This window comes from Bradyrhizobium quebecense (genome assembly GCF_013373795.3).
Lineage (GTDB): Bacteria > Pseudomonadota > Alphaproteobacteria > Rhizobiales > Xanthobacteraceae > Bradyrhizobium > Bradyrhizobium quebecense.
This window is the reverse complement of record NZ_CP088022.1, coordinates 4,226,413-4,248,433: the sequence shown is the minus strand read 5'-3', so window position 1 is coordinate 4,248,433 and position 22,021 is coordinate 4,226,413. Positions and strand designations below refer to the sequence as shown.

The following is a 22,021-nucleotide window of genomic DNA, read 5'->3' as shown; positions in this document are numbered from 1 at the left end:
CAGATGAACGGTCTCTTCCCGGCGGCAAGATGGGTGCGGGTTGGCCTCTCGCCATACCGCAACTCTCAGGCCCTATGGACCACGATCAGCCAGATCCGGCGATATCCCGATCTCTTGCGGGAGATGGTCGATCGTGACCTGAGCGCTGCGCATGCGCGGCACGGGTTTGGCGCCTTGTGGATTTTCATTCATCCACTCGTTGTCGTCGGAACATACCTGCTCATCTTCGGCTTCGTGTTGGGCAGCAAGCTGTCAATCAGCGCAGATTTTCCCGGCGATTTCTCGGCCTACATCCTGGCAAGTCTGGTTCCGTGGCTCATGATGCAGGCTGCGCTGGTTCGCGGGCCCGGAGCGCTGATAGGGAGCGCAAGTCTCGTCAAGCAGGTCGTGTTTCCGATCGAGCTGCTTCCGATCGCGGCAACCATTGCTGCTACGATCCCTCATCTGCCGGCGCTTGCGCTCGTCATTCTCTACAAGGCTCATGTGGGGGGGCTCAGCTGGATGCTCCTGCTGCTGCCGATCGTATTTGCCGTTCATGCAATTCTGGCGATCGGATTGAGCTTCGCGCTTGCTGCAATCACTCCCTTCTTTCGCGATCTGCGCGAGATCGTTACGGTCTTCACCTCGATCGCGATGTATCTGATGCCGACGGTGTACCTGCCCGACTGGATGCCGCGTGCCCTTCGCCCATTGATCTATTCGAATCCCTTCAGTTACCTCGTCTGGGTCTACCAGGACGTTCTCTTCTTCGGTTCGTTCAAACATCCGTACGCCTGGGCGGTGACCATCGTGTTCGCGCTGCTGAGTCTGGGGCTCGGATACCGCATCTTTGAAAAGCTGAAACCGTACTATGGCAATGCCCTCTGACAATCTGGAAGCCGGCGTCCTGATCCCGCTTGCCGGGTCGTTGGAACCGCAGTGCGCCATTCGGGTCACCGATCTGGGCAAGGCCTATCGGCTCTATCAGCAGCCGTTGGATTTCCTGAAGGAGATCATCACCGGAAAGCCTCGACACCATGAGCACTGGGCGATCCAGAATGTTTCCTTTGAGGTGTTGCGCGGACGCGTGGTCGGCATCATCGGGCCGAACGGCGCGGGAAAGAGTACCCTCCTGAAGATCATTGCCGGACTGCTGGATGCCACAACCGGGCGAGTTGAAGTGGCCGGAAAGCTGTCCGCGATTCTGGAATTGGGGACCGGCTTTCATCCGGATGTGTCGGGTCGCGACAACATCGTGCTGGGCGGCATGTGCCTGGGTATGACGAGAGCCGAAATCGAGGCGAAGGTTCCCTGGATCATCGATTTCAGCGAGCTTGCCGAGGTGATCGATCAGCCGTTCCGGACCTACTCGAGCGGTATGCAGGCGAGACTCACCTTCGCCACGGCGATCAGCGTCGATCCGGAATTGTTCATCGTCGACGAGGCTCTCGCTGCCGGCGATACCGCCTTTGTCAACAAGTGCATGAAGCGGGTTCGCCAGATCTGCGAAAGCGGCGCCACCGTTCTGTTCGTCTCGCACTCGAGCGGGTTGATCAGCGAGCTGTGTGACGAGGCGATCTGGATCGACAAGGGGCGGGTGCTGATGCACGGAAATGCCCAGCGCGTCAGCAAGGCCTATGAGCAGAGTGTCTGGGATATCGAGGAAGCGCGCAATCTCCGGGAAACCAAGAAGCTGAGCGAGTCGGTTGAGAGCACAGCCGAAACCGGAAAATACGAGCTTGGCGGCGGCACCCTGCAGATCACGGCCGTCGAGGTGATCGACGTCGAAGGCAAGCCGATCGGCGTTGTCAAGAATGGGCAGCCACTTCGAATCCGGGTGTCGTGGTCGGGCTTCTCCGAGCACAAGCAGATCTACGCAAGTCTGCGGATCGATACCGCGCGCCTTCAGGCGGTGACCGGAATCGAGGGGTACGACGGTGGCCTGTTTCTCGATGGGGAGGATGGCCTGCCGGAACGCGGAAGCGTCATCTACGAGGTGCCCGAGCTCGCTCTTGGCGAGGGGCAATATTACATCTCCGCCGCTCTGTGCCGGCACATGCTGCCGAAGGGGGCGGAAGCCATCCTGCATTATGTCGAGAAGGCCGCGCAGTTTTCGGTGTCGCGCGATTCACTGTGGCATTTCAATTATCTCTACGATCCGAAATTCACCTGCAGTATCGAGCGAAGCTGATGACGATGACGGATGGTGATTGGCAGGAGAAGCTCGAGGCGTTCTTTGAGCTTCGCGCACGGCAGATATCGGAGAAGCCGACGCTGGACGACCTCTGTTATGTCGCCGGCAGAAATCCATTTCTCTGGACCGACAAGGACCTGCTTTCCGATCTGAAATCGCACATGTTGAGCCTGATGCAGCTCGACCAGAACTGCAAGGTTCTGGAGGTGGGATGCGCCGCCGGCCTTCTTGCGTTGCTCGTTGCGCCGGACGTGGGCAAATACGTGGGCGTCGATCTGGCGGAGACCCCGCTCGGCGTTGCGCGACGGCTTGAGCTCCCCAATGCCGACTTCCGCCAGGCGGCCGGGGAGAATTTGCAATTCGCTGACCGCGAGTTTGACGCCGCCTTTTGCTACGATGTGTTCTCGAACTTTCCGAAGTTTCAGACCGGCGAATCGATCATTCAAGAGATGCTTCGGGTCGTGCGTCCTGGTGGCCGCGTTCTCATCGGCTCTGTGCCCGACCGGAGCAAGCTTGAACAGTCTCAGCAGATCGCGGCGCAACTGGCGGCTGGATTCGGCGCACAGCTAGCCGCTCGCCCGCCGCTGGAAACCATGGTCAAGCAACGGAAGCCCAATTCTTTGGCCAAGGTTGCGAGCTATCTTGGATTGGCCAAAGACGCGCCCTCCGCACAGATCAAGCCGGAAATCGTATCGTATGACTTCCTCAAGGAGGACTTCATCGATCTCGGGAAGCGCCTTCGGGTCGAGACAGAGATAGTCGATATCCACCCGCGCAATCCCTATCTCGGCACCCGCTTCAACGTCATTTTTGTCGCCAAATGAGAATCGTCGGATTTCACGACGTCGATCGTGGCCGCTGGAACGCGCTGGCGGCGTCGTCGCCCGAGGCCTGGCTGAACCACGATACGGCGTGGGTTTCGATCGAGGAGCGCTTCTTTGTCGATGCGAACCTGTCCTTTGCGCTGATCGAGAACGACGAAATCGTCGGTATTCAGCCGTTGTACCTGAGCGACGGGACGGGTACGCCGTTCGGTGAGCGCCTTCTGCATTCAGGAATCCATCGTCATACCGGCTTGGCAACGAGCGGGCGGATCGATCGCGGTACCAGGAAAGCCCTCCGCACGGCGGCCATGGACGAGATATTTCGACTGGCCGAACTGTACGATGTCGATCGGATCCAGCTCAATTCGCACAATCTCGCACCGAGCAATCAGGCGGGTTCGCGCGAGGAAATTCCGTTTTGGGTGAGAGATTTTGGTTTCCAGTTGGGAATAGCGTTTGGTCCAAATGGAATGAGCCCTTTTCCGGGTCTCTCGACGGTCAATGCCGATCAACTGATCGATCTTGACCAGTCCGAAGACGATTTGTTCTCGAATTTGGACGAAGGGTGCCGAAGGGCCGTTCGGAAGGCGCTCAAGGCAGGTCTCGAGTTCGAAGTCGCTACCGATCGATCAGCTCTGAAGGACTACCTGGAAATAGCCGAAGAGTCGGCCGTCAGGACGGGAGAGGCGTTGCCGCCGATTCCCTACTATGAGGCGGTCCTTGATGGCTTTTTCGCACAGGGCCGGGCGCATCTGCTCTTCGTGCGTGAACGAGACACCCCGTTGGCCGGATTGATCGTGCTCAGCGACAAGACGGCCGTGCACTTCATGGCCGGAGCCGCCCGATCTGATGCCTTGAAGCTCCGACCCAACGATTTGCTTCATTGGAATGCAATGTTGTGGGCCAAGCGAGCCGGATTTCGAACCTATCGTCTGGGGCCGTGGTTTCCGGAAGTGCCGCGAGACTGGCCGATTTCGAAAGTGTCGTACTTCAAGACGAAGTTCGGATCGACGTCGTTGCCGATCATTCAGGGAAGCATGTTTCGTCGCCCGGAAAGATATCGTCGAGAAATGCCCGCGTTGGAAGAGAGCCTCAGAGGCGTGGGCTATCGCGCCGCGGAGTCTCTTGTGTCCGCGCGAGCCGGTAGTGAGTTTGTCGCCCACCTGCTGCGCGTCTTCGGATTTCCTGGTGCCTCGGCGTCGCCGGACGGCAGGCCTCTGGTTCTGTATCGTCCGCAGCGCGAGGACGTGAGCCGAGCGTCTGACTTTCTCGGTCGCGGCGGCTCCGTCGTTGCCGTATTGCCGGCCGTTGGGTTTGCGAAGGCATTCGCCGTCAGATCCGAAGCAAGGGCCGCCGATTCGCCGCGGGTCCTGAAGGCCGAAATGGCGGGGCAGAAGCCCTGGAAAAGGTTGCGGACGCTTCACTCGTACATGCGATTTGTGGCCGCGGAAGGCGTGCCTGTCGTCACCGATGACGAAGGGCGAGCTGCTTGGCTTTGCTTACGCACGTCCGTGGGCGGATCGATGATATTCGCCGGCACCGATTTCGTTTCGGACCTCGTTCGGTATCGGCAGGGCGATCCCGCGGCCGCCAACAAGCGGCCCACCGAGCCGTTGTGGGGCATCGCTGGCGAGCGGCCAAACTATCTCTTTGAAGGCCACCTTGCCGGTGAGGATCCGCGCGAGCGTCACGCGGACTGGTGGTGCGAAGTGCTGTCGGACGCGCTGACGCGCCTGTGCGGTGAGACCAGGCTTCCGATGTTGCCGAATGGGGCGCCGGGTGCGATTGTCATCACGGGCGATGACGATCAAGCCGGGCTCGGTCGCTATGCTCAGCAACTGGAAGCACTCGGCTCGCTGCCGGTTACATATTTCCTTCATCCCCTTACCAAGCATACTCCGGAGACGTTGGCGCAACTCAAGTCGCGCGGGCGCGTCGAACTTGGCTTGCATCCCGATGCGCTCGAAGAGCCGCAAAAATATGCCGAGCTCTTCTCGGAACAGGCGAACTGGTTCAAGCAGCTGACGGGAGAGGACACGCGGACTGTACGGAATCATGGATTTCTGAACGACGGGTATTGGAAACATGCCGAGCCATGGAATGCGCACGGTGTGAAAGGTAGCTCCAACCTGCCCGGGCTTGACGGTCGCATGCTCAACGGCTCGTTGTTACCCGCAAGACTTTTGCTCGATGACAAGCTCACGGATCACTGGAGCATTCTGACCGCCATCGGCGACGGGATCGTGTTCGTGCACGGCTGGAATGACGATCAATCGGCGGATTGCATTTTTGGACTTGCGGACGATATTCGCAAGAGCGGCGTCCCCGGCGTGATCGTCGTCAATTTGCATCCGGAGAATATCGACAAGACCCGCGGGATGCATCACGCGGTTCGCAAGGTCGTCGACGACGGATTCGTTCCATGGACGATGAGCGAATGCCTCGCATGGTTCGAGAGCCGTCCCGAGCAGCGGCAGGCTGACCTTCGGCCGGCTTTCTCCTGGGCGCGGCTTTTGGGCCGACGGAGCAGCTGAGTATGCGCCTTGGCATTCTGTCCGACGCTCACGGGAATATCGAGGCGTTCGAGCTGGCGCTGTCCATCTTGGCGGACGCGAAAGCCGATGCAATCTACTTCCTGGGGGACGCAGTTGGGTACATCCCGGAAAAGGCAGTGGTCGGCGTACTCCGGGCCGGCGGCATTCACATCGTGAGAGGAAATCACGATGACATGCTGGTCCGGCAGACGACGATTGCGGACCGTGAGGCGATCTATCGGCATCGCGAGACGTTTGCGCTGCTGAGCGACGATGAGCGCGACTTTGTCGGCAGCTGGCCGTCGGAATTGACCGTCCGTGATGAGCGTGGGACGTTCCTGTTTGTTCACGGCAGCCCAAAGGACCCGTTGGGAGGCTACGTGTATCCGGACAGCAGCCTGTCGGACTATGCGGAGGTCGACGCAGACGTCGTCTTCATGGGACACACACACCATCCCTTTGTGCGGCGGCACGCGGACAAGCTCTTTGTCAATGTCGGGAGTTGCGGCCTACCGCGAGGAAGTGACCTTCGGGGATCGGTCTGTATCTTCGATAAAGGCGAGCGGACCGCAGAGATCATCCGCTTCGACATCTCAGGTCCTTGCCGTCGTGTCCTGTCGCGCTACCCGCTAGCGCCTCCGGTCGCTTCCCTCCTTGAGAGGTGCGCCGATTTCAAAGCGAATGAGGTGCAATCTTGAAGAGTAGACGCGCAAAGGTTCTGCTGACGGGGATCGGCGGCGGCGGTCACGGCGAACAGATACTCAAGGCTCTCCGGTTGGGCGAGCTCGAGTACGACATCGTTGGCACGGACGTGAGCGATCTGTGCGCCAACCGGAACCTCGTCAATAAATTCGTGCAACTGCCGCGGGCGAGCCACCCCGCGTATCTGGATGAGCTTCGATCGCTGGCCCTATCGGAAAAATGTGTTGCGGTCTTTCATGGATCCGAACCCGAGATGGCTGTTCTGAGCCGGGCGCGATCCGCGCTCGAGGCTGACGGCCTGTACGTACCCGTCAATCCACCGACCGTTCTGGAGATTTGTCAGGACAAGACGAAGACGATGGCTCACCTGGCCTCGTGCGGATTGTCGGCACCGAGCTTCATGGAAGTGCGCGATCTGTCGGATCTCGACCAATGGGACACCCTGCCGGCAATCCTCAAGCCGTCGGTCGGCGGCGGTGGGTCGGCGAATGTCTTCATCGTTCAATCGCGCGAAGAGCTGCTGGCCTTCTCGCGCTATCTGCTTGCGACGTCTGAAGCCTTCATTATCCAGGAATACATCGGAACCTCGGACGACGAATATACGGTCGGCGTGCTGTTCGGTGCGGATGGTGCCCTCCTCAATTCGATTGCGATCAGGCGGGTCATCAATAACGCCCTGACGATCCGTACCCAGGTGCCCAACCGGTCGGGTCGTCCCGATCTCGGATCGCGGCTTGTGATCTCGACCGGCATTTCGCAGGGACATGTTGCCGACTGGCCTGATGTGCGAAGCGCGTGCGAGAAAATCGCCGGCTCGCTTTCACCAAGAGCTCCGATCAACGTGCAGTGCCGTGTCGTGGACGGTGCGGTCGTTCCGTTCGAGATCAATCCCCGATTTTCGGGAACAACCTCGTTGAGGGCAATGGCCGGATACAACGAGCCGGACATTCTCGTTCGAAGAGATGTCTACGGCGAGAACATTCCGGTGCGATTTCCATACAAGGAAATGACGATCCTGCGGGGCTTGCAAGAGCATTCGATTGGCTAACTGAGCGTTCTGAACTCGACAGGCGGCAGCGGATCAACAAGGAGTGAGCTTATGACAGCGCAATGTCCGGTATGCGAATCGACGCAGCTAGGTGATATCTATCCGTCCTTCTCCGGGACCTGCATCACATCCGACATGATGGTGCTTCGCGAGGCATCCCTCGACAATCGGCTGTGCAAGGAATGCGGCCTCATATTCAACGCCGGCGGGACGAGGGGGCGTGCCGAAGCCTTCTATAAGGACAGCTACAATCTGATGATGAAGAGCCCGGACGCGGCAATTCAGAGCTTCTCGGGTCCGGCTCCCATCTCTCAAGCGGAGCGCACGCACCAGATTCTGAGGGAAATGACCAATCTGCCGACCGGCGGATCGGTGCTGGAGATAGGCGCCGGAAAGGGCGATTTCCTGGGACATTTTCTCGAAGAATCCCGGGACTGGCGCGCGGCGGCATTCGAGCCGAGCTCGGCATTCGACGTGTTGCAGAAGAGATTCCCCGCCGCGTTGCTTCGACGCTGCGACTACAAGGATTTCGACGCCGAAGCGGCGAGCTTCGATCTGATCGTCGCCTTGGGCGTCCTGGAGCATGTCGAGAATCCGCTCGACATGTTGAAGTGGGCGCATGGGCGGCTCAAGGACGCGGGCCTCTTCTACATTCGCGTTCCCAACTTTGCGAAGAATCCGAACGATCTCTTTTGCGCAGACCACCTCTCGAAGCTCACCCTCCATACATTGGAATCGCTCGCGCACGCCGCTGGATTTGATGTGGTGTCTTCGAAAGAGGCAGGTGTGCCGATCTTTGTTCTGCTAAGGAAGATTGCTGCTCCGAAGCCGTATGCGGTGAACGTGGCAGAGCTCAATCAGCACACGGTCGATCAGAACGCGACCGTGGCCAGGAGCGCGATGGATGCGATCGATCGGTGTCGCAAGGCCGCTGATGCTTCCGGAGAGCCATTCGCCATTTTCGGCCTGGGGTCGTCGGGCTTGTTTGCACCGTTCTACCTTGGCTTCGACGCCGGAAAGATCGCGGCTTATCTCGATGAAAATCGTTCCACGTGGGGAAGCGGCTTGAATGGACGCCCGGTGGGCGGTCTCGACAAGATCAAGGAATTGGGGATCCGGCACGTGGCGTTGGCGATCAGTCCGGTTTATTTCGATCAAGTGAAGGCGAAGCTGGCACCTTACGGAGTGGAAGTGTATTCGGCCTAAGGTCAGGTCAAAGACCTGTCCGTCAGCGCACCGCCGGATTCCAGGCATCGAGAGTAGCGATCCAATGAACATCACAGAACCGAGTTTCGACGAAGCTGAAATTGCGTTGCTGCGAGAGTGCCTCGACTCGAAATGGGTTACGCAGGGGCCGCTCACAGAACGGTTCGAGCGGCTCATTGCAGAGAAGCAAGACGTCAAGCATGCCCTTGCGTGCACGTCTTGCACCGCCGCGCTGCATCTGGCGACCATGGCCCTGAAACTTGGGCCAGGAGACGAAGTGATTGTTCCCGCTTTCACGTGGGTAACAAGCGCGCACTCGGCTGAATACGTCGGTGCCAAGCCTGTCTTCGTCGATGTCGATCTGTCGACCTACAATATCGATCCCGAGAAGCTAAAGGCAGCTATCACGCCGCGCACGAAGGCCATCGTTGCGGTCCACCTGTTCGGTCTCGCCGCCCCGATGGATGAGATCAAGGCCATTGCGGAACCACGCGGCATCGCCATCATCGAGGACGCTGCCTGCGCGATTGGCACCACGTACAAGGGCAAGCCCGTCGGTGCGATTGGCGATATCGGTTGCTTTTCCTTTCACCCGCGCAAGGCTGTTACGACAGGAGAGGGCGGGGCGGTAACGACCAATCGTGATGATCTTGCTGCGCGCGTGCGCTCGCAACGCAATCATGGTGCCACCGGAGCGCCGGATCCTTCGATCGAGCCTCCCGGTCCCTGGACGATGGCCACGTTTGGCAATCTCGGCTTTAATCTTCGGCTCTCCGATATCCAGGCAGCGGTCGGAGTTGCTCAGATGGGGAAACTCGATCGATTGCTTGCCGAGCGCCGCCGGCTGGGCCGTCGTTACTCCGATCTGCTCAGTGATGTAAATTCGATTGGCCTTCCGTCAGGTGGAGACGTCGACGGGCATACCTATCAGTCCTATGTGATCCGCGTGCTCGATGGTGGGCGCAAGCACCGAAATGACATCATGCGGGCTCTTGCTCAGGAGAACATCCAGACACGGCCCGGTACTCATGCCGTTCACCGGTTGGAGTACTATTCAAAGAAGTATGGGCTGACAGCGGGACAGTTTCCGAATGCCGCGTCCGCGGAAGATACGACGATAACGCTGCCGATTTTTCCTGGCATGACCGAGGACGATCAGCGGAAGGTCGTGCAGATCGTGCGGGCGATGGGTTGATGGCGCTCTCTCAGGAAGAGACGGAGGCGCTGCGGAAGTCGCTGGTGGAGTGCAACCTGCCTCTGGAAGAGCGGTGGAGGCGCGCCGGTGAAGCGTCTCCGCCCAGGGACGAATGGCATAGTTTCGACCGGACGCCCTGGAACCACCCTTGGATGAAGCCGGAGAACATTCGGCACTTTGCCGATTTTAGCGCAGCCAAACTGTCCGAGCTCGGGGCGTTGCTCGGAGCCAACGGAGGCAGGGACAAATCGCAGCAGAGGAGCTGGCTGAGAGGCAAGGTTGACCGTCTGATCGGCGGTTCAAGGGAAGTGGGGCAGCGGTTTGCCTTCGTGGGTAATATGGCGAACGTCAACTACATCCGCGCCCGGCCGCTTCGCCAGCGCAACGTTCCGGTCGATCTTGTCCTGCATCCGCACGATGACTTCATCTTTGCGCAGCCGGGTTGGGAGGAATTCGACGGCGAGGTTACGGATCTCGGCGCAGACCCGAAGAAGGCGCTGCTCGAAAAGGCGTTGCCTTCATGGGTCCATCGCCATCAATCGGAACCCAATTGGGAACATATCCCGTTTCAGCTCGACAAATTCGCCGCAACCCCCGCACAAATCCTCCTGTGGCCGGAATACATGCAGTACTTTCCGACGCTAGCGGCATTGTCGTGCTATGATGCGCTGCTCGTCTCCCAGTTTCCGTATCTTGGCTACTTCTCCGGCAGGCCGTATCTGTTCGGTCAAATCGGCGGAGACATCTGGTTTGAAGCATCACGCAACGATTCGTTCGGGATACTGACGCGCCGCGCCATCGCGGCGTCTGCTGCCGTGCTTGTTTCAAATCCGATCACTCTGGCACATGCGCGTCGATACGGTCTGAGCAACGTGCTCTATGTCCCGTGGCCACTCAGCGAGGACGACTACAGTCCTGGCGATGCGGATGACATCCGCGCCGAGTGGCGACAGCAGATCGGCGGCGAGTTCTTCGTGTTCACCTCGATGCGAATGGATCGCCACTGGAAAGGCGCCGAGCACGCCTTGGAGGGCTTCGCCCGCTTCGCCTCCCGCGCGCCATCGGCGAGGCTGGTGGTTCTTGGCTGGGGCGAGGATATCGAGTTTGCCCGCAGCCGGATGACCCAGTTGGGACTTCAGGATCGCGTGCTTTTCCTGCCCACGGTCGGCAAGAGGAGGCTCGTGCGATATCTTCGGGCCGCTGATCTGGTCATCGAGCAATTCGTTCTGGGCTACTATGGAGCTTCGGCCCTCGAGGCCATGGCCTGTGGCAAGCCGGTCATCATGCGGATCGAACGTGAGCAATATGACGCGCTCATCGATGTCGGGGCTCCGCCGGTTCTTGATGCCGAAAGTGGAACGGACGTCGAGCGGCATCTCTACAGCCTTTACGAAGATAGAGCGAAGTGCCGAAAGGCCGGGGAACAGGCCCGGGAGTGGTTCATCAAGGCGCAGTCATCCGAGAGATGGGCCAAAACCTACACTGTGTTGCTGGAAGCGCTGGCTGCGGGCATTCCCCTGTCCTTCTCGGGTTCGCCATTGCTGGAGCCACTCTCCGCAGACGAGCAGCGGTATCACGCAAGTCAGCTTTCCTCTGCTCCGCCCTTCCCAAATTACGTCGATCCCTAGGAATGTCTGTCGGCCGACGACGCTCAGTTTGATGCCGAAGATTCCACTCTTCCCAAGCAACTCGATCAGCAACGCCGAATCGCACCTGATGACTCCGCAAGAAGTTCAACAGCAGAACAGGAGAAGTCTTGGCCTGATTGGCGAGTTCCAAAAGCAGGCCGGTCGTCCTCTTCGCGTCCTGCACATCGGCAATATCGCCAACAACGCATACAACAACGCATGCATTCAGCGACAGTTTGGCATCGAGGCTGACGTGCTATGCTACAACTACTACCACATCATGGGGTGCCCGGAGTGGGAGGACGGCGCAATCCAGGAGGGCGCTTCCGCCCTCGGGCAAGATCATTTCAAGCCGGACTGGTGGGCGACAAGCCTGCGTGGATGGAAACGGCCGGGCTGGTTTGTGCAGGGACCATCTGGCCTGTGCATTGAATATTTGCGTGCCAGGAATGCGCGCTGGAGATCGACCAGCTATTTGAAGTGGCTGGAGCTCGAACTGGCAGCGTTCCAGGACGCCAGATCCGCTGATCCCGGCAATTCGCCGGCCAAGTATATTCCAGCACGACTGAAGTTCATGCTCTGGCTCAAACAGGCGGGGGGGCAAGCCGAACCTGGAAATGGGCGGCGTCTCACGTTCTACAGGATATGGCTGGGGTCAGCCGTCGCGAACGGTATCCTTGGTCGCGACGACACCCAATATGGTCGCTCGGAGCCGACCCGGCTGGACCGGATTTCGGCTGCCGCCTGGCTGAGGATGACGCGGCGGGGCTCTCAGGTCGACATCGAGTCGCGTGCCGCACTCGCCGCATATCGAGAGGATGTTCGGAGGCTGCAGGCGGCCGGGGTTCGGGGTCTGACGAAACATTGGCTGGAGCGCGCCGCTTCGCCGGCGCGGACGCTCGTTGAGCGCTCGCTGTCGCTGCTGGAGCGGATACTGCGCAGGCTATCTCCCGTCACGGAAACGGGCTGCGTCGCTCGATCCATGTCTGATCCGGTCACACGGGCAAAAGAGATCGAGACGATGCTCGACGAGATCAGGCAGGATCCGGCCGAACTTGACGGACAATCCGTCAGCTATCGCGAAGAGTACATCACCAATCATCCGAGACCTTTCGAGGCGATCCTTTCCCATTATGACGTCATTCAGGGGTACGCCATCGACGGGCTGATACCCATGATCAACGGCGTCAAGAATTTCTGCTGCTACGAGCACGGCACACTTCGCGAGATTCCTTTCGAGAACAATCTGACCGGCTTGATATGCCGCTTCTCGTTTCAGCGCGCTCCGGCGGTGTTTGTCACGAATTCCGACGTGCTGCCTTCGGTGGAGCGGTTGGGGTTGAAGCCGGAGCGGGTGTTCTATCTGCCGCATGCATTCGACGACCGAAAACTGGCTGAGTTTCGCGCTGCGCATCCTGAGCTTGCCCCGCCGAAAAGCGGCCCCGTCATTTTCTTCAGTCCGACGCGTCATCATTGGAAACGTGGAAACACGTCGTGGCAGAAGGGCAACGACGTCGTCATTCGCGCAGCCGCGGAGATTGCAAGAGAACGAAGCGACTTCAAGCTTGTATTCGTCGAATGGGGCCAAGAGGTTGCGGACAGCAAGGAGTTGATCGAGGAATTAGGCCTGACGAAGCTGGTTGAGTGGATACCGACCATGTCGAAGCGGGAGCTGTGGCAGCGCTACTGCGTATCGCATGCAGTCGTTGACCAATTCGTTGTTCCAGCTCTCGGCGGCGTCGGATTCGAGACGATGGCGTTGGGCGTCCGGCTGATTTCCGCGATCGACCGGCAACAGACAGCCTTGTTTTTCGGTGAGGAGCCGCCGTGTCTCGCGGCTAATAGCGTTGGCGAATGCGCCGCGCGGATGCGGGAGGTCATCGAAGATCCTCTTGATTCCCGAGGCCAGGGTCGGGCTGCTTCTCAGTGGATGATGACCTTCCATTCGGCGGAAAGAATCGTTGCTCTCCAGTGCAAGGCGTATAGCAACCTGTTGGTAGGCCAGTGGTGAGGACGCCTCATCCCATGCCGTTCCTGATTTTTGGCGATCCTGTAGCGTGATGTTCAAGCAGATTTCATCGTTCATAAAGCGGTGCCCGCCGCTTTTCCGCGCCCTGCGGCCGGGAGTTTATTTCTTTTTCCGCGTGCGGAATGCCTTGATCGCACGGTTTGCGATTTTTCGCGCGTGGCTCGCGCACGCTCGTTTCCCGAGGATGCAGGACGTCGGTGAAGCCACGTCGCAAAACAGACGGATTGGAAGATCCGCCTCCGGTCGCGAAGTGGTGATGCTTGTCGTTTCCGATTTGCGCGTGGACTCGAGAGTTGAGAGGGAAGCTCGAGCGCTTGCTGCCGCCGGATATGACGTGACGGTGATCTGTCCCGAGCCTTCGAAGGGGGTGGGGATATCCTTCAATCTCGATTGGGGACCGCGCGTTCATATTGAGTACGCCGACTGGACGGCGGCGACGTTCATGAACGAGCAGCCGGGTTACCTTGCGGATCAACTTTACTGGGGAGCAGTGAAGAGGAAGCCGTTTGCGTTCCATGCGCATGATCTCTCCACCGCCTATGCTGCAATGGCGGCCGCAAAGTACCGAGGCGCGCACCTCGTGGTCGACTTCCACGAGTGGTTTTCGGAGAATGTTCATTGGAACACGAAGCAGTCCGCTTGGGCGCCGTACCCTGCCGAGTGGAAGCGGGCGCTTCAGGAGCTGGAAGTTCGTTGTCTTAACGAGGCGTCAGCCACGATCACTGTGTGTGACTCAATTGCGGATACAATGGAGGCCGAGCTCGGCGGTCGCCGTCCCGTCGTGGTCCGCAACATTCCCGATATCGCGGTCACGCCGTCGCGCGAGTATCCGCCGCTGAAGCGGCAGCTGGGGCTGCCGGACTCGACGTTCGTTCTGCTGTGGCAGGGAGGGACTGGCCCAACGCGCTTGATCGAGCCGATTATTGAAGCCCTTGCCTACGCACCTGATTGTATCTTCGTCATTCGGGGGCCTTCTCTGGATCTGTTTGGCCCCGACTATCTGGCATTGGCGCGGCGCACCGGCGTGGAGGGCAGGCTTGTGCTTGCTCCGCCGGTGCCGTCGAAGGACGTCGTCGCGGCCGCCCGAGGAGCGGATGCCGGGATCTGGACGTTGCCGGCTTTGTGCCGCAACTTCACCTTTGCACTCCCCAACAAGATTTTTGAATACCTGGCCGCCGATCTTCCCGTGCTCGTTGCGCACTACCCCGAGGCAAAGCGTCTTGTCATGGAGAACGAGGTAGGGTTGACGTTCGATCCCTATGATCCGCGTTCCATCGCGGAGTCGATCAACCGCCTCGTCCAGGATAAGCAACTCCGAGCGACCCTCACCGCCAGCACGCGGAAGACGCTCGCAAGGCTGGATGCAAAGTCGGAGTGGCGGAAGGTTGTTTCGCTCTACGACAGCCTTTCTCCAGGAAAGCCGCCGCAACGCGGATCCATGCAATGAAAGACCGACTGAGATCACTCGCGCGGCTTGTGTTGCCGTGGAGCGTTCGAAGGTGGATGCTCACAACCTGGTCGATTGCGAGATCGCCGGGTCGGGGGACAATAGCCCGCCACAAGTTGCAGGCGCTGCCGAAAAAGCTCCTAGGCCTGGTCGCTACGGCACTATCGATTGTCATTCTAAAACTCGCGATTTGCGTCGCTCCGGCACTTGGAGCCGTGCGGTTGCGGCGCACGCAGCCCAGGAGCTTGTGGGGGGTAACGCCGATCCTGACCCTGCAACTCAAAGCCAGGGCAGATCGAGAACTTGGCTTTGGATCGACCTCGCTTGTCTACGTAACCTACGTCATAACGTCCCGCTTCGATCTGAATCTCCAACGGCCTTACGTTCTGGCACTGAAATTTGGCCTGGGGCTCGCGTTCCAGCGTGTGGTGCTCGCATGGGCCTTGGTTCGGTATGACGTGTTTCACTTCTTCGCCGACCGCGGCTTGCTCGATTCGAAGGAGCGTTTGCAGATCAATTTTGAGGAGCTTGCCGCTCTGCGGAGGGCCGGCAAGCGGGTCTATGTATATGCGTATGGTGCCGATGTTCGTACCAGGCTTGCGACCTTGGCCCTCGGCAAATGGAATTTCTGCGGCGACTGTACGGAGCCACCCAAATATTGCACGTGTCACGACGCAGAGGCTCAACATTATGTTTCCGAACTGACCAAGTCCGTAACGGCCCTGGTCTCGCTCGGCGACATGCTGACCTACATGCCTACGGCAAAACATATCAACTACTGGCCGTTGGATCTGGATCGGTTCAGTGTGGTTCTCCCGGATACGCCGCCATCCGGTCCTCTTCGTATCGCTCATGCGCCAAATCACACGCACTTCAAGGGCTCAAAATACCTGGAGCGGACGATAGACAGGCTGAAAGCGCAGGGATACGACATCGAATATTGCAAGGTACAAGGCGTTCCCAACAGTGAGGTCCTCGCGCTTTTCGCCCAATCCGACATCGTGGCGGATCAGTTTATCGGCGGTGCTTACGGATACACCGCGCTTGAGGCGATGGCCCTCGGCAAGCCGGTCCTGAGCTTCGTTAGAAGTGCGGATCTGGTCGAAGCGCCGGAGGAGTGCCCGATCATCAACGCAACGCCGGATGAACTTGAGCAGGCATTGCTGTGGGTCATCCGCAATCGGGATAGCCTTCGCACGATCGGCGAGCAGGGCCGGCGCTACGTCGAGCGATGGCACAGCATATCGGCGATCGCTGCGCGGCTTGGACAGCTTTATCGGGAGACTGCAAACTTTCCGCCTGGCGTCGTCGACCGCATTCGAGACCAGCAGGAGCAGGAGGAAGCCCGGCGCAATGCCATTCCCCTCCTGAGGAATTGGCAGCATCCATTCCAGATCGCGAGGCAGGCCGCTTCAGAAGGTCTCAGTGCGCTCGCCGGGACGACTCCCCGATGATCGGGCCCCAAGGGTATCTCCGGTGACATCGGTCGACACATCAGGCGCAATCACGCGCTCGCCGCAGCCACGGGGCCTGGATTGGCATCGGCGCTTCCAGGAACGGCATGGGCGAGCGCTGCGCGTGCTGCACCTCGGCAACATCGCGAACAACGCGTTCAATAATGCCAGGATCCAGCGCAAGCACGGCATCGACGCTTATGTCATCGCCTACGAAAACTACCACATCATGGCTTCGCCTGAATGGGAGGAGGCGACGTTTGAGGGAGACCTCGGCGATCCATTCTTTCCGGACTGGACCAGGGTCGATCTCGGAGGCTACCAGCGGCCGGGATGGTTTGCCTCTGGACCTCTGAATTTATGTTGCTCAATGATTGCCGCTGAGGTTGGCGGGCAGCCGGACCTCGCCGAGGAATTCCGACGCTCGCTGGATCGAGCCCGGCAGTCGGTATGTTCGCAGAGAGTGTCTGCCCGCTTGATCCGTCTCGGTCAGAAAATAAGACGGAGGATTCGTCGATCCCCCGCAACGGCGCGCGACATCTTCATGCGCCGTGTTCTGGCAAGGGATGACCCGGAGCAGAAGCGGCTTGTTGACGTCTGGCAGCAAGGGCGTGCGCCGGGTTCTCCGCCAAGCGCCGCGGATTTTGGCAGCTACCGGGCGCGGCTCGCGCCGCTTTTGGGCCTGCTGGATCGGTTTGACATCATCCAGGCCTACGCTACCGATGGTGCCTGGCCGCTGCTCGCTCGGCGTCCCTACTTCGGATATGAGCACGGAACGTTGCGAGCAATCCCGTTTCAGGACGACGGCCTCGGGCGGCTCACCGCCACGGTGTTCCTCGGAGCCGACCACGTCTTCGTCACCAACATCGATTGCGTACCTGCCGCACGACGGCTCGGCGTGCCGCCGGATCGGATTACGCCGCTGCCGCATGCGTTCGACGATACGAAGCTCGTTGAATTCGGGGTCAGAAACGGCACGATCAGGCCGCCCGACGACCAGGTCATCGTTTTTCATCCGACCCGACAGGACTGGCGGGACGCGGACCCCAGCCTGGTGAAGGGTAATGACCGGCTGATCCGTGCCCTCGCGCGCGTTGCGCAGCAAGCGCCTGCGCTGCGACTTGCGATGATCGCCTGGGGACGGGACCTTGACGCCTCGCGGGAGCTCATAAGAAGTCTGGGGCTCGATGATAAGGTGCAGTGGCTTGCGCCGATGCGCAAACCGGAGTTGTGGAGGACGTATCTCCGTAGCCACGCTGTGCTGGATCAGTTCGTTCTTCCATCATTCGGTGGAATCACCTTTGAGGCCCTGGCGCTTGGCAGGCGAGTCATCACGAACGTGGATGCGGGGACGGCCAAGGAGTTCTTTTCCGAAGCGCCTCCCATCCTGTCGGCATCGACCGAGAGTGAGATCGCCGAGGCGCTTCGCAAGATCGTCGCGGATCGGGACGACCGGCATGGACTCGGCGCTGCCGGAGCAGCCTGGATCCAAAAGTATCATTCCGCGGCGAGAATCGTCGAGTTGCAGTTGGCAGCGTATCGACGGCACATCGAATCCGTTCGGGCCTGAACCACCATCGCGATGCATGGCAGCGACGCGCACAGATCGGCACATTCGCTCAGTAAAATGAAAATCCTTCACGGCCCCTTCAATATCGGCAATCAGCCCTGGTCACTCTCGCGTGCGGAGCGCCGGCGTGGAAACAGGAGCGACCTGGTCATTCGTAGCGGGACCTGGTTTCGATACCCGGCCGACAAGGTTCTGTACGACGACACGGCAAGTAACTTTCAGAAAGTGGCCCGAAGCGCGTGGTTCGGATTGTCCGCGCTCCTGCGCTACGACGTGCTCCACTACTATTTTGGAACAACGTTCCTGTATCCAGGCTATGCGTTCGAGGGCGTAGGTCGGATGGGGCCGCTGCTGAATCGGCTCGTGACGATCGATCTCAAGCTGGCCAAGGGGTTGGGCAAGAAGCGGTTCATGACCCTGCAGGGATGCGACGCAAGGCTTGCGGGCGAGGGCAATCGGCGAAACGAGTGGACCATGTGCGCCAGCGGGCGTTGCTCCGCCTATGAGGCTTGCGTCACGTCGCTCGATGCGCGCCGGTCCCGCCTGATCGATCACGTGCTTCCGCTGTTTGACCGCGTATTCTATCTCAATCCGGAACTGGGGCACGTCGTCCCGGGAGGGCAGTTCCTGCCTTACGCCAACGTGGAGATCGGTCATTTCTCGCCCGAGTATCCCCGCGCTGAAGGCAAGCCGAGAATTGTCCACGCGCCGAGCGATGCAAGTATCAAGGGCACTCAGATGATACTCGATGCGTTGGAGCGTCTGAAGTCCCGGTTCGACTTCGAGCTGATCCTGGTTGAAAAGAAAACGCATGAGGAGGCGATGGCCATTTACAGGTCCGCCGATCTTGCCATTGACCAGGTGCTTGCGGGTTGGTACGGCGGCTTTGCCGTCGAGATGATGGCGATGGGAAAGCCGGTGGTATGCTACGTCAGGGAAAGCGACCTGCAGTTCGTCCCGCCGGCCATGCGGGATGATCTTGCGATCCTGAACGTCGATCCCGGACGGCTCACGGAAGATCTTGCGGCTATTCTCGAGCGTCGCGCCGAGTGGACTGAGCTGGGGAAGCGGGCGCGTCGCTATGTCGAGCGATGGCATGATCCTGATCATATTGCCGGGGCGATGATCGCAGCCTATCGCAGCCCCGACAGTAAGTTCGTGCTGGCGCCGGCGGGCGCCGAGGTCGAGTAGATTCAGATGTGTGGCATTGCTGGCATTCTGCATTTTGGCGCCTGTCCGGACGCGGACGCTCGGATTCGGAAGATGGCGGCCAGTATCGAGCACCGCGGCCCCGATGACAGCGGCTTCCATTTGTCGCCAGACGTCGCACTGGGCTTCCGCAGGCTTGCGATCGTCGACCTGGTCACCGGCAACCAGCCAATGTGCAACGAGGATGCAACCGTATGGGTGGTCTTCAATGGAGAGATCTACAATCACCGCGAACTGAGAAAAGAGCTTGAGGCCGCTGGGCATGTTTTTGCGACCGACCATTCGGACACCGAGATTCTGGTCCACGGCTGGGAGCAGTGGAAGGACAGGCTGTTCAACAAGCTGAACGGCATGTTCGCCTGCGCCATCTGGGACGAAAGCCAGTGTGAGCTGGTGATCGCCCGCGACCGATACGGGATCAAGCCGGCCTACGTCGCGGAGTTGCCGGGCAAAGGACTCGTGTTTGGCTCGGAAGTGCGTGCGCTGTACGCCAGCGGATTGGTGAACAAGCAGTTCGATGCGTCAGCGACGTTGGAGTACTTCACGCTGATGAACAATTGGGGAGGGCGCACGCCGTTCCGGGGTGTCCGTCTTCTCAAGCCTGGTACGTTCGAACGATTTACGGCGAATGGGAGTTCGAGCGGCACCTATTGGGCTGCCTCTTACCATCGCAAGTACGCGCCCGGTCTGGCGCGGGCTTCAGGCGAATTCGGCGAAATATTGCAGGCGGCGTTGCGCAGGCAGTTGGCTGCGGATGTGCCGGTCATGGCGTATCTGTCGGGCGGCATCGACAGTTCGGCGATCACGGCAGGTGCGCATCAGATCGATCCGGTCGTGCGCGCGTATTCGTGCATCTTCGATCTTGAGAATGTCGGTGTCGACAAATTCGTCGACGAACGCGAGTTCTCCCGGGAGGTCGCAAAGCAGCTCGACATCGAACGTGTCGAGCTCATGGTGCCGCAGGATGCCTTGGCTCGCCATCTCGATGCGACGGTTGGCGCGATTGAATATCCTCGCATGGGAATGGCCTATGTGAACTATCTGATCGCGCAGCGCGTCGCTCAGGACGCCAAGGTCGTGCTGTCGGGTACCGGCGGTGACGAAGTCACTGGAGGGTATGTCGGCAGATACGCCATCGTGCCGAGGGCGACTCCGGCTTCCCTGATGCAGCGTGTCATGCAGCGTTTTCGCGCCGCGGCGGGAGATCCGGCAGCGTCACGGGATGCCTTTGCCCTCTACCGGGCAAGCCTCAACGTCCCGGTATCGGCCGACAAGATCGGCGATGCCTTTACGCCGGAATTTCTGCGAGCCGCAGGAGGTTTCGATCCGCTCGCTGCGATCGGAGATGCGATCGGGTCGGTTCCGTCGCGGGATCCCTGGGACGCCGTCATGCACGTCGACCTGACCACCTATCTTCCGGGTCTTTTGTCGCTGGAAGACAAGCTGTCCATGGCGCATTCCCTTGAGACCAGGGTGCCGCTTCTGGATAACGAACTGGTCGACTATCTGCTCGGCGTGGATTGGGGTCTGCTGTCCGACGGCACCACCGGCAAGATCCTGTTTCGCGAAGCCGTACGGCCGCTGGTCCCCGACACGATTTACCGGAAACCGAAGATGGGATTTGGTCCTCCGGACGCGTCTTGGTACAGAGGAATTCTGCGCTCATGGATCGAGGAGCAACTCTCGGAATCCCGCATTAGGCAGCGAGGCGTATTCCAACACGACTTCGTACGTCGGATTCTGGACGAGCATTTCGAGCAAAAAGCAAACCACGTCGCGTTGATCTGGTGTTTGCTCAGCTTCGGGTCCTGGTGCAAGCAACATGGTGCCTATGGCGGCGCCCTCCATTAGTTGCAGTTGTAGGAGCTAGATTTATGCGAACCGTTGCGTCTTCACGTCTCCGTCCGAACGGAATGGAGCTTCAGCTTGAGGCTTTCACGCAACAGGAAGGCCAGGTCATCGAAGGCGTGCTTCGGACGCCCGATGCATCGCTGTGGTATCCGATCCTGCACGGGGTTCCCTGCTTCCTGAGCGGCCCGATGCAGCCCGACCTGACCGATTTCTGCTCGCGGTACGGCTTGCCGAAGCCGGCGACCGCGCAGAGCCGGCCGGAAGCCCATGAGCAGGCCAAGACAAATCAGACCTTCTCGGACAAGTGGCGCCGCTTCAAGCAGTATGGGCTGCAACCCGAGCACAAGGAATTCCTGTTCGGTTGGTATTGCAAGAAGCTAGGGCTGCCTGATCTGGACGCCTTGAAGGCTTTCTACCGGTCCAAGCAGCGCGTGCTCGAGGTCGGTCCAGGGTCGGGCTTCAACACGAGGTTCATCGCTGAGAACTGCCCGGGCGAGGTGTTTGCGCTCGACGTGTCTGATGCGGCATTGACCACGTTCGAGAACACCCGCGATCTCGAGAATTGCTCGGTCGTCCAGGCCGACTTGATGGAAGCTCCGTTCCCCGACGACACGTTCGACTTCATCATCGCAGACGGAGTGCTGCATCACACACCCAACACCAGAGCGGCGGTGGAGGCCCTGTACCGAAAGGTCAGGCCCGGCGGCCAGTTCTTCTTCTACGTCTATCGGAAGATGGGAGCCGTGCGCGTCTTCGCCGACGACCACGTCCGCCAGAATTTCATGCCGCTTTCCGCGGAGGAATGCTACGCGGCGTGCGAAGGGATCACGGAGCTGGGCCGGGAGCTATCGCGGCTGAACGCCACGATCACGCTTGAGAAGCCGATACCGGTGCTCGGGATTCCCGCAGGAACGCACAACGTTCAGCGATTGCTGTACTATAACTTCCTGAAATGCTTCTGGAACGAGGCGTTCGACTATGAAACAAACAATATGGTCAACTTCGATTGGTATCATCCGCACAACGCCTGGCAGCACAGTGATGACGAGGTTGCGGGCTGGATGAAGGAGCTTGGAGTCAAGGACTATTCCTTCAATGACTCCAATCCGAACGGGATTTCGGTCTTGCTGACGAAGCCAACGGTCTGACAC

General features: G+C 59.7%; 16 protein-coding genes. All 16 read left to right on the top strand.

From position 1 onward, the window contains the following. Positions 1-3 precede the first annotated feature (3 nt). The 16 genes from HU230_RS20610 (at position 4) to HU230_RS20535 (ending at position 22,018) form a co-directional block, all read left to right on the top strand. Positions 4-867: an ABC transporter permease gene (locus HU230_RS20610; RefSeq protein ID WP_176530105.1), complete on the top strand. Its 864-nt coding sequence runs from the start codon at positions 4-6 to the stop codon at positions 865-867. Continuing rightward, a complete protein-coding gene (locus HU230_RS20605) occupies positions 851-2,170 on the top strand; it encodes an ABC transporter ATP-binding protein (protein WP_176530106.1) in 1,320 nt (439 codons plus the stop codon). The genes HU230_RS20610 and HU230_RS20605 overlap by 17 nt, the downstream gene beginning before the upstream one ends. Continuing rightward, on the top strand, positions 2,170-2,997 hold the full coding sequence (locus HU230_RS20600) for a class I SAM-dependent methyltransferase (protein ID WP_176530107.1): 828 nt from the start codon (positions 2,170-2,172) through the stop codon (positions 2,995-2,997). Before HU230_RS20605 ends, HU230_RS20600 begins: the two co-directional genes overlap by 1 nt. Then, positions 2,994-5,531: a GNAT family N-acetyltransferase gene (locus HU230_RS20595; protein WP_176530108.1), complete on the top strand. Its 2,538-nt coding sequence runs from the start codon at positions 2,994-2,996 to the stop codon at positions 5,529-5,531. The genes HU230_RS20600 and HU230_RS20595 overlap by 4 nt, the downstream gene beginning before the upstream one ends. A gap of 2 nt (positions 5,532-5,533) precedes the next feature. Further along, positions 5,534-6,229, top strand: a complete 696-nt coding sequence (locus tag HU230_RS20590) for a metallophosphoesterase family protein (RefSeq protein ID WP_176530109.1) — start codon at positions 5,534-5,536, stop codon at positions 6,227-6,229. Continuing rightward, positions 6,226-7,281 carry an ATP-grasp domain-containing protein gene (locus HU230_RS20585; RefSeq protein ID WP_176530110.1) on the top strand — a complete coding sequence of 352 codons (1,056 nt, stop codon included), beginning with the start codon at positions 6,226-6,228 and terminating at the stop codon, positions 7,279-7,281. The genes HU230_RS20590 and HU230_RS20585 overlap by 4 nt, the downstream gene beginning before the upstream one ends. 135 nt (positions 7,282-7,416) lie before the next feature. Continuing rightward, entirely contained in the window at positions 7,417-8,487 is a 1,071-nt protein-coding gene (locus HU230_RS20580) for a class I SAM-dependent methyltransferase (protein ID WP_176530111.1), read from the top strand. 64 nt (positions 8,488-8,551) lie between these two features. Then, positions 8,552-9,682 carry a DegT/DnrJ/EryC1/StrS family aminotransferase gene (locus HU230_RS20575; RefSeq protein ID WP_176530112.1) on the top strand — a complete coding sequence of 377 codons (1,131 nt, stop codon included), beginning with the start codon at positions 8,552-8,554 and terminating at the stop codon, positions 9,680-9,682. Beyond that, entirely contained in the window at positions 9,682-11,310 is a 1,629-nt protein-coding gene (locus HU230_RS20570; protein WP_176530113.1) for a glycosyltransferase, read from the top strand. Before HU230_RS20575 ends, HU230_RS20570 begins: the two co-directional genes overlap by 1 nt. 31 nt (positions 11,311-11,341) lie before the next feature. Continuing rightward, positions 11,342-13,321 carry a glycosyltransferase gene (locus HU230_RS20565; protein WP_176530114.1) on the top strand — a complete coding sequence of 660 codons (1,980 nt, stop codon included), beginning with the start codon at positions 11,342-11,344 and terminating at the stop codon, positions 13,319-13,321. Positions 13,322-13,370: 49 nt separating this feature from the next. After that, positions 13,371-14,786, top strand: a complete 1,416-nt coding sequence (locus HU230_RS20560; protein WP_176530115.1) for a glycosyltransferase family 4 protein — start codon at positions 13,371-13,373, stop codon at positions 14,784-14,786. A 56-nt stretch (positions 14,787-14,842) separates the two neighbouring features. Then, a complete protein-coding gene (locus HU230_RS20555) occupies positions 14,843-16,240 on the top strand; it encodes a glycosyltransferase (protein ID WP_176530116.1) in 1,398 nt (465 codons plus the stop codon). A 22-nt stretch (positions 16,241-16,262) separates the two neighbouring features. After that, complete coding sequence (locus HU230_RS20550; RefSeq protein ID WP_176530117.1) at positions 16,263-17,810, top strand: glycosyltransferase family 4 protein; 1,548 nt, start codon at positions 16,263-16,265, stop codon at positions 17,808-17,810. A gap of 57 nt (positions 17,811-17,867) precedes the next feature. Continuing rightward, positions 17,868-19,001 (top strand): glycosyltransferase, encoded by a 1,134-nt coding sequence (locus HU230_RS20545; protein ID WP_176530118.1) that lies wholly within the window; start codon positions 17,868-17,870, stop codon positions 18,999-19,001. 6 nt (positions 19,002-19,007) lie between these two features. Then, positions 19,008-20,870 (top strand): asparagine synthase (glutamine-hydrolyzing), encoded by a 1,863-nt coding sequence (gene asnB, locus HU230_RS20540; RefSeq protein WP_176530119.1) that lies wholly within the window; start codon positions 19,008-19,010, stop codon positions 20,868-20,870. Next, positions 20,807-22,018, top strand: a complete 1,212-nt coding sequence (locus tag HU230_RS20535) for a class I SAM-dependent methyltransferase (RefSeq protein ID WP_176530120.1) — start codon at positions 20,807-20,809, stop codon at positions 22,016-22,018. Before asnB ends, HU230_RS20535 begins: the two co-directional genes overlap by 64 nt. Positions 22,019-22,021: the final 3 nt, after the last annotated feature.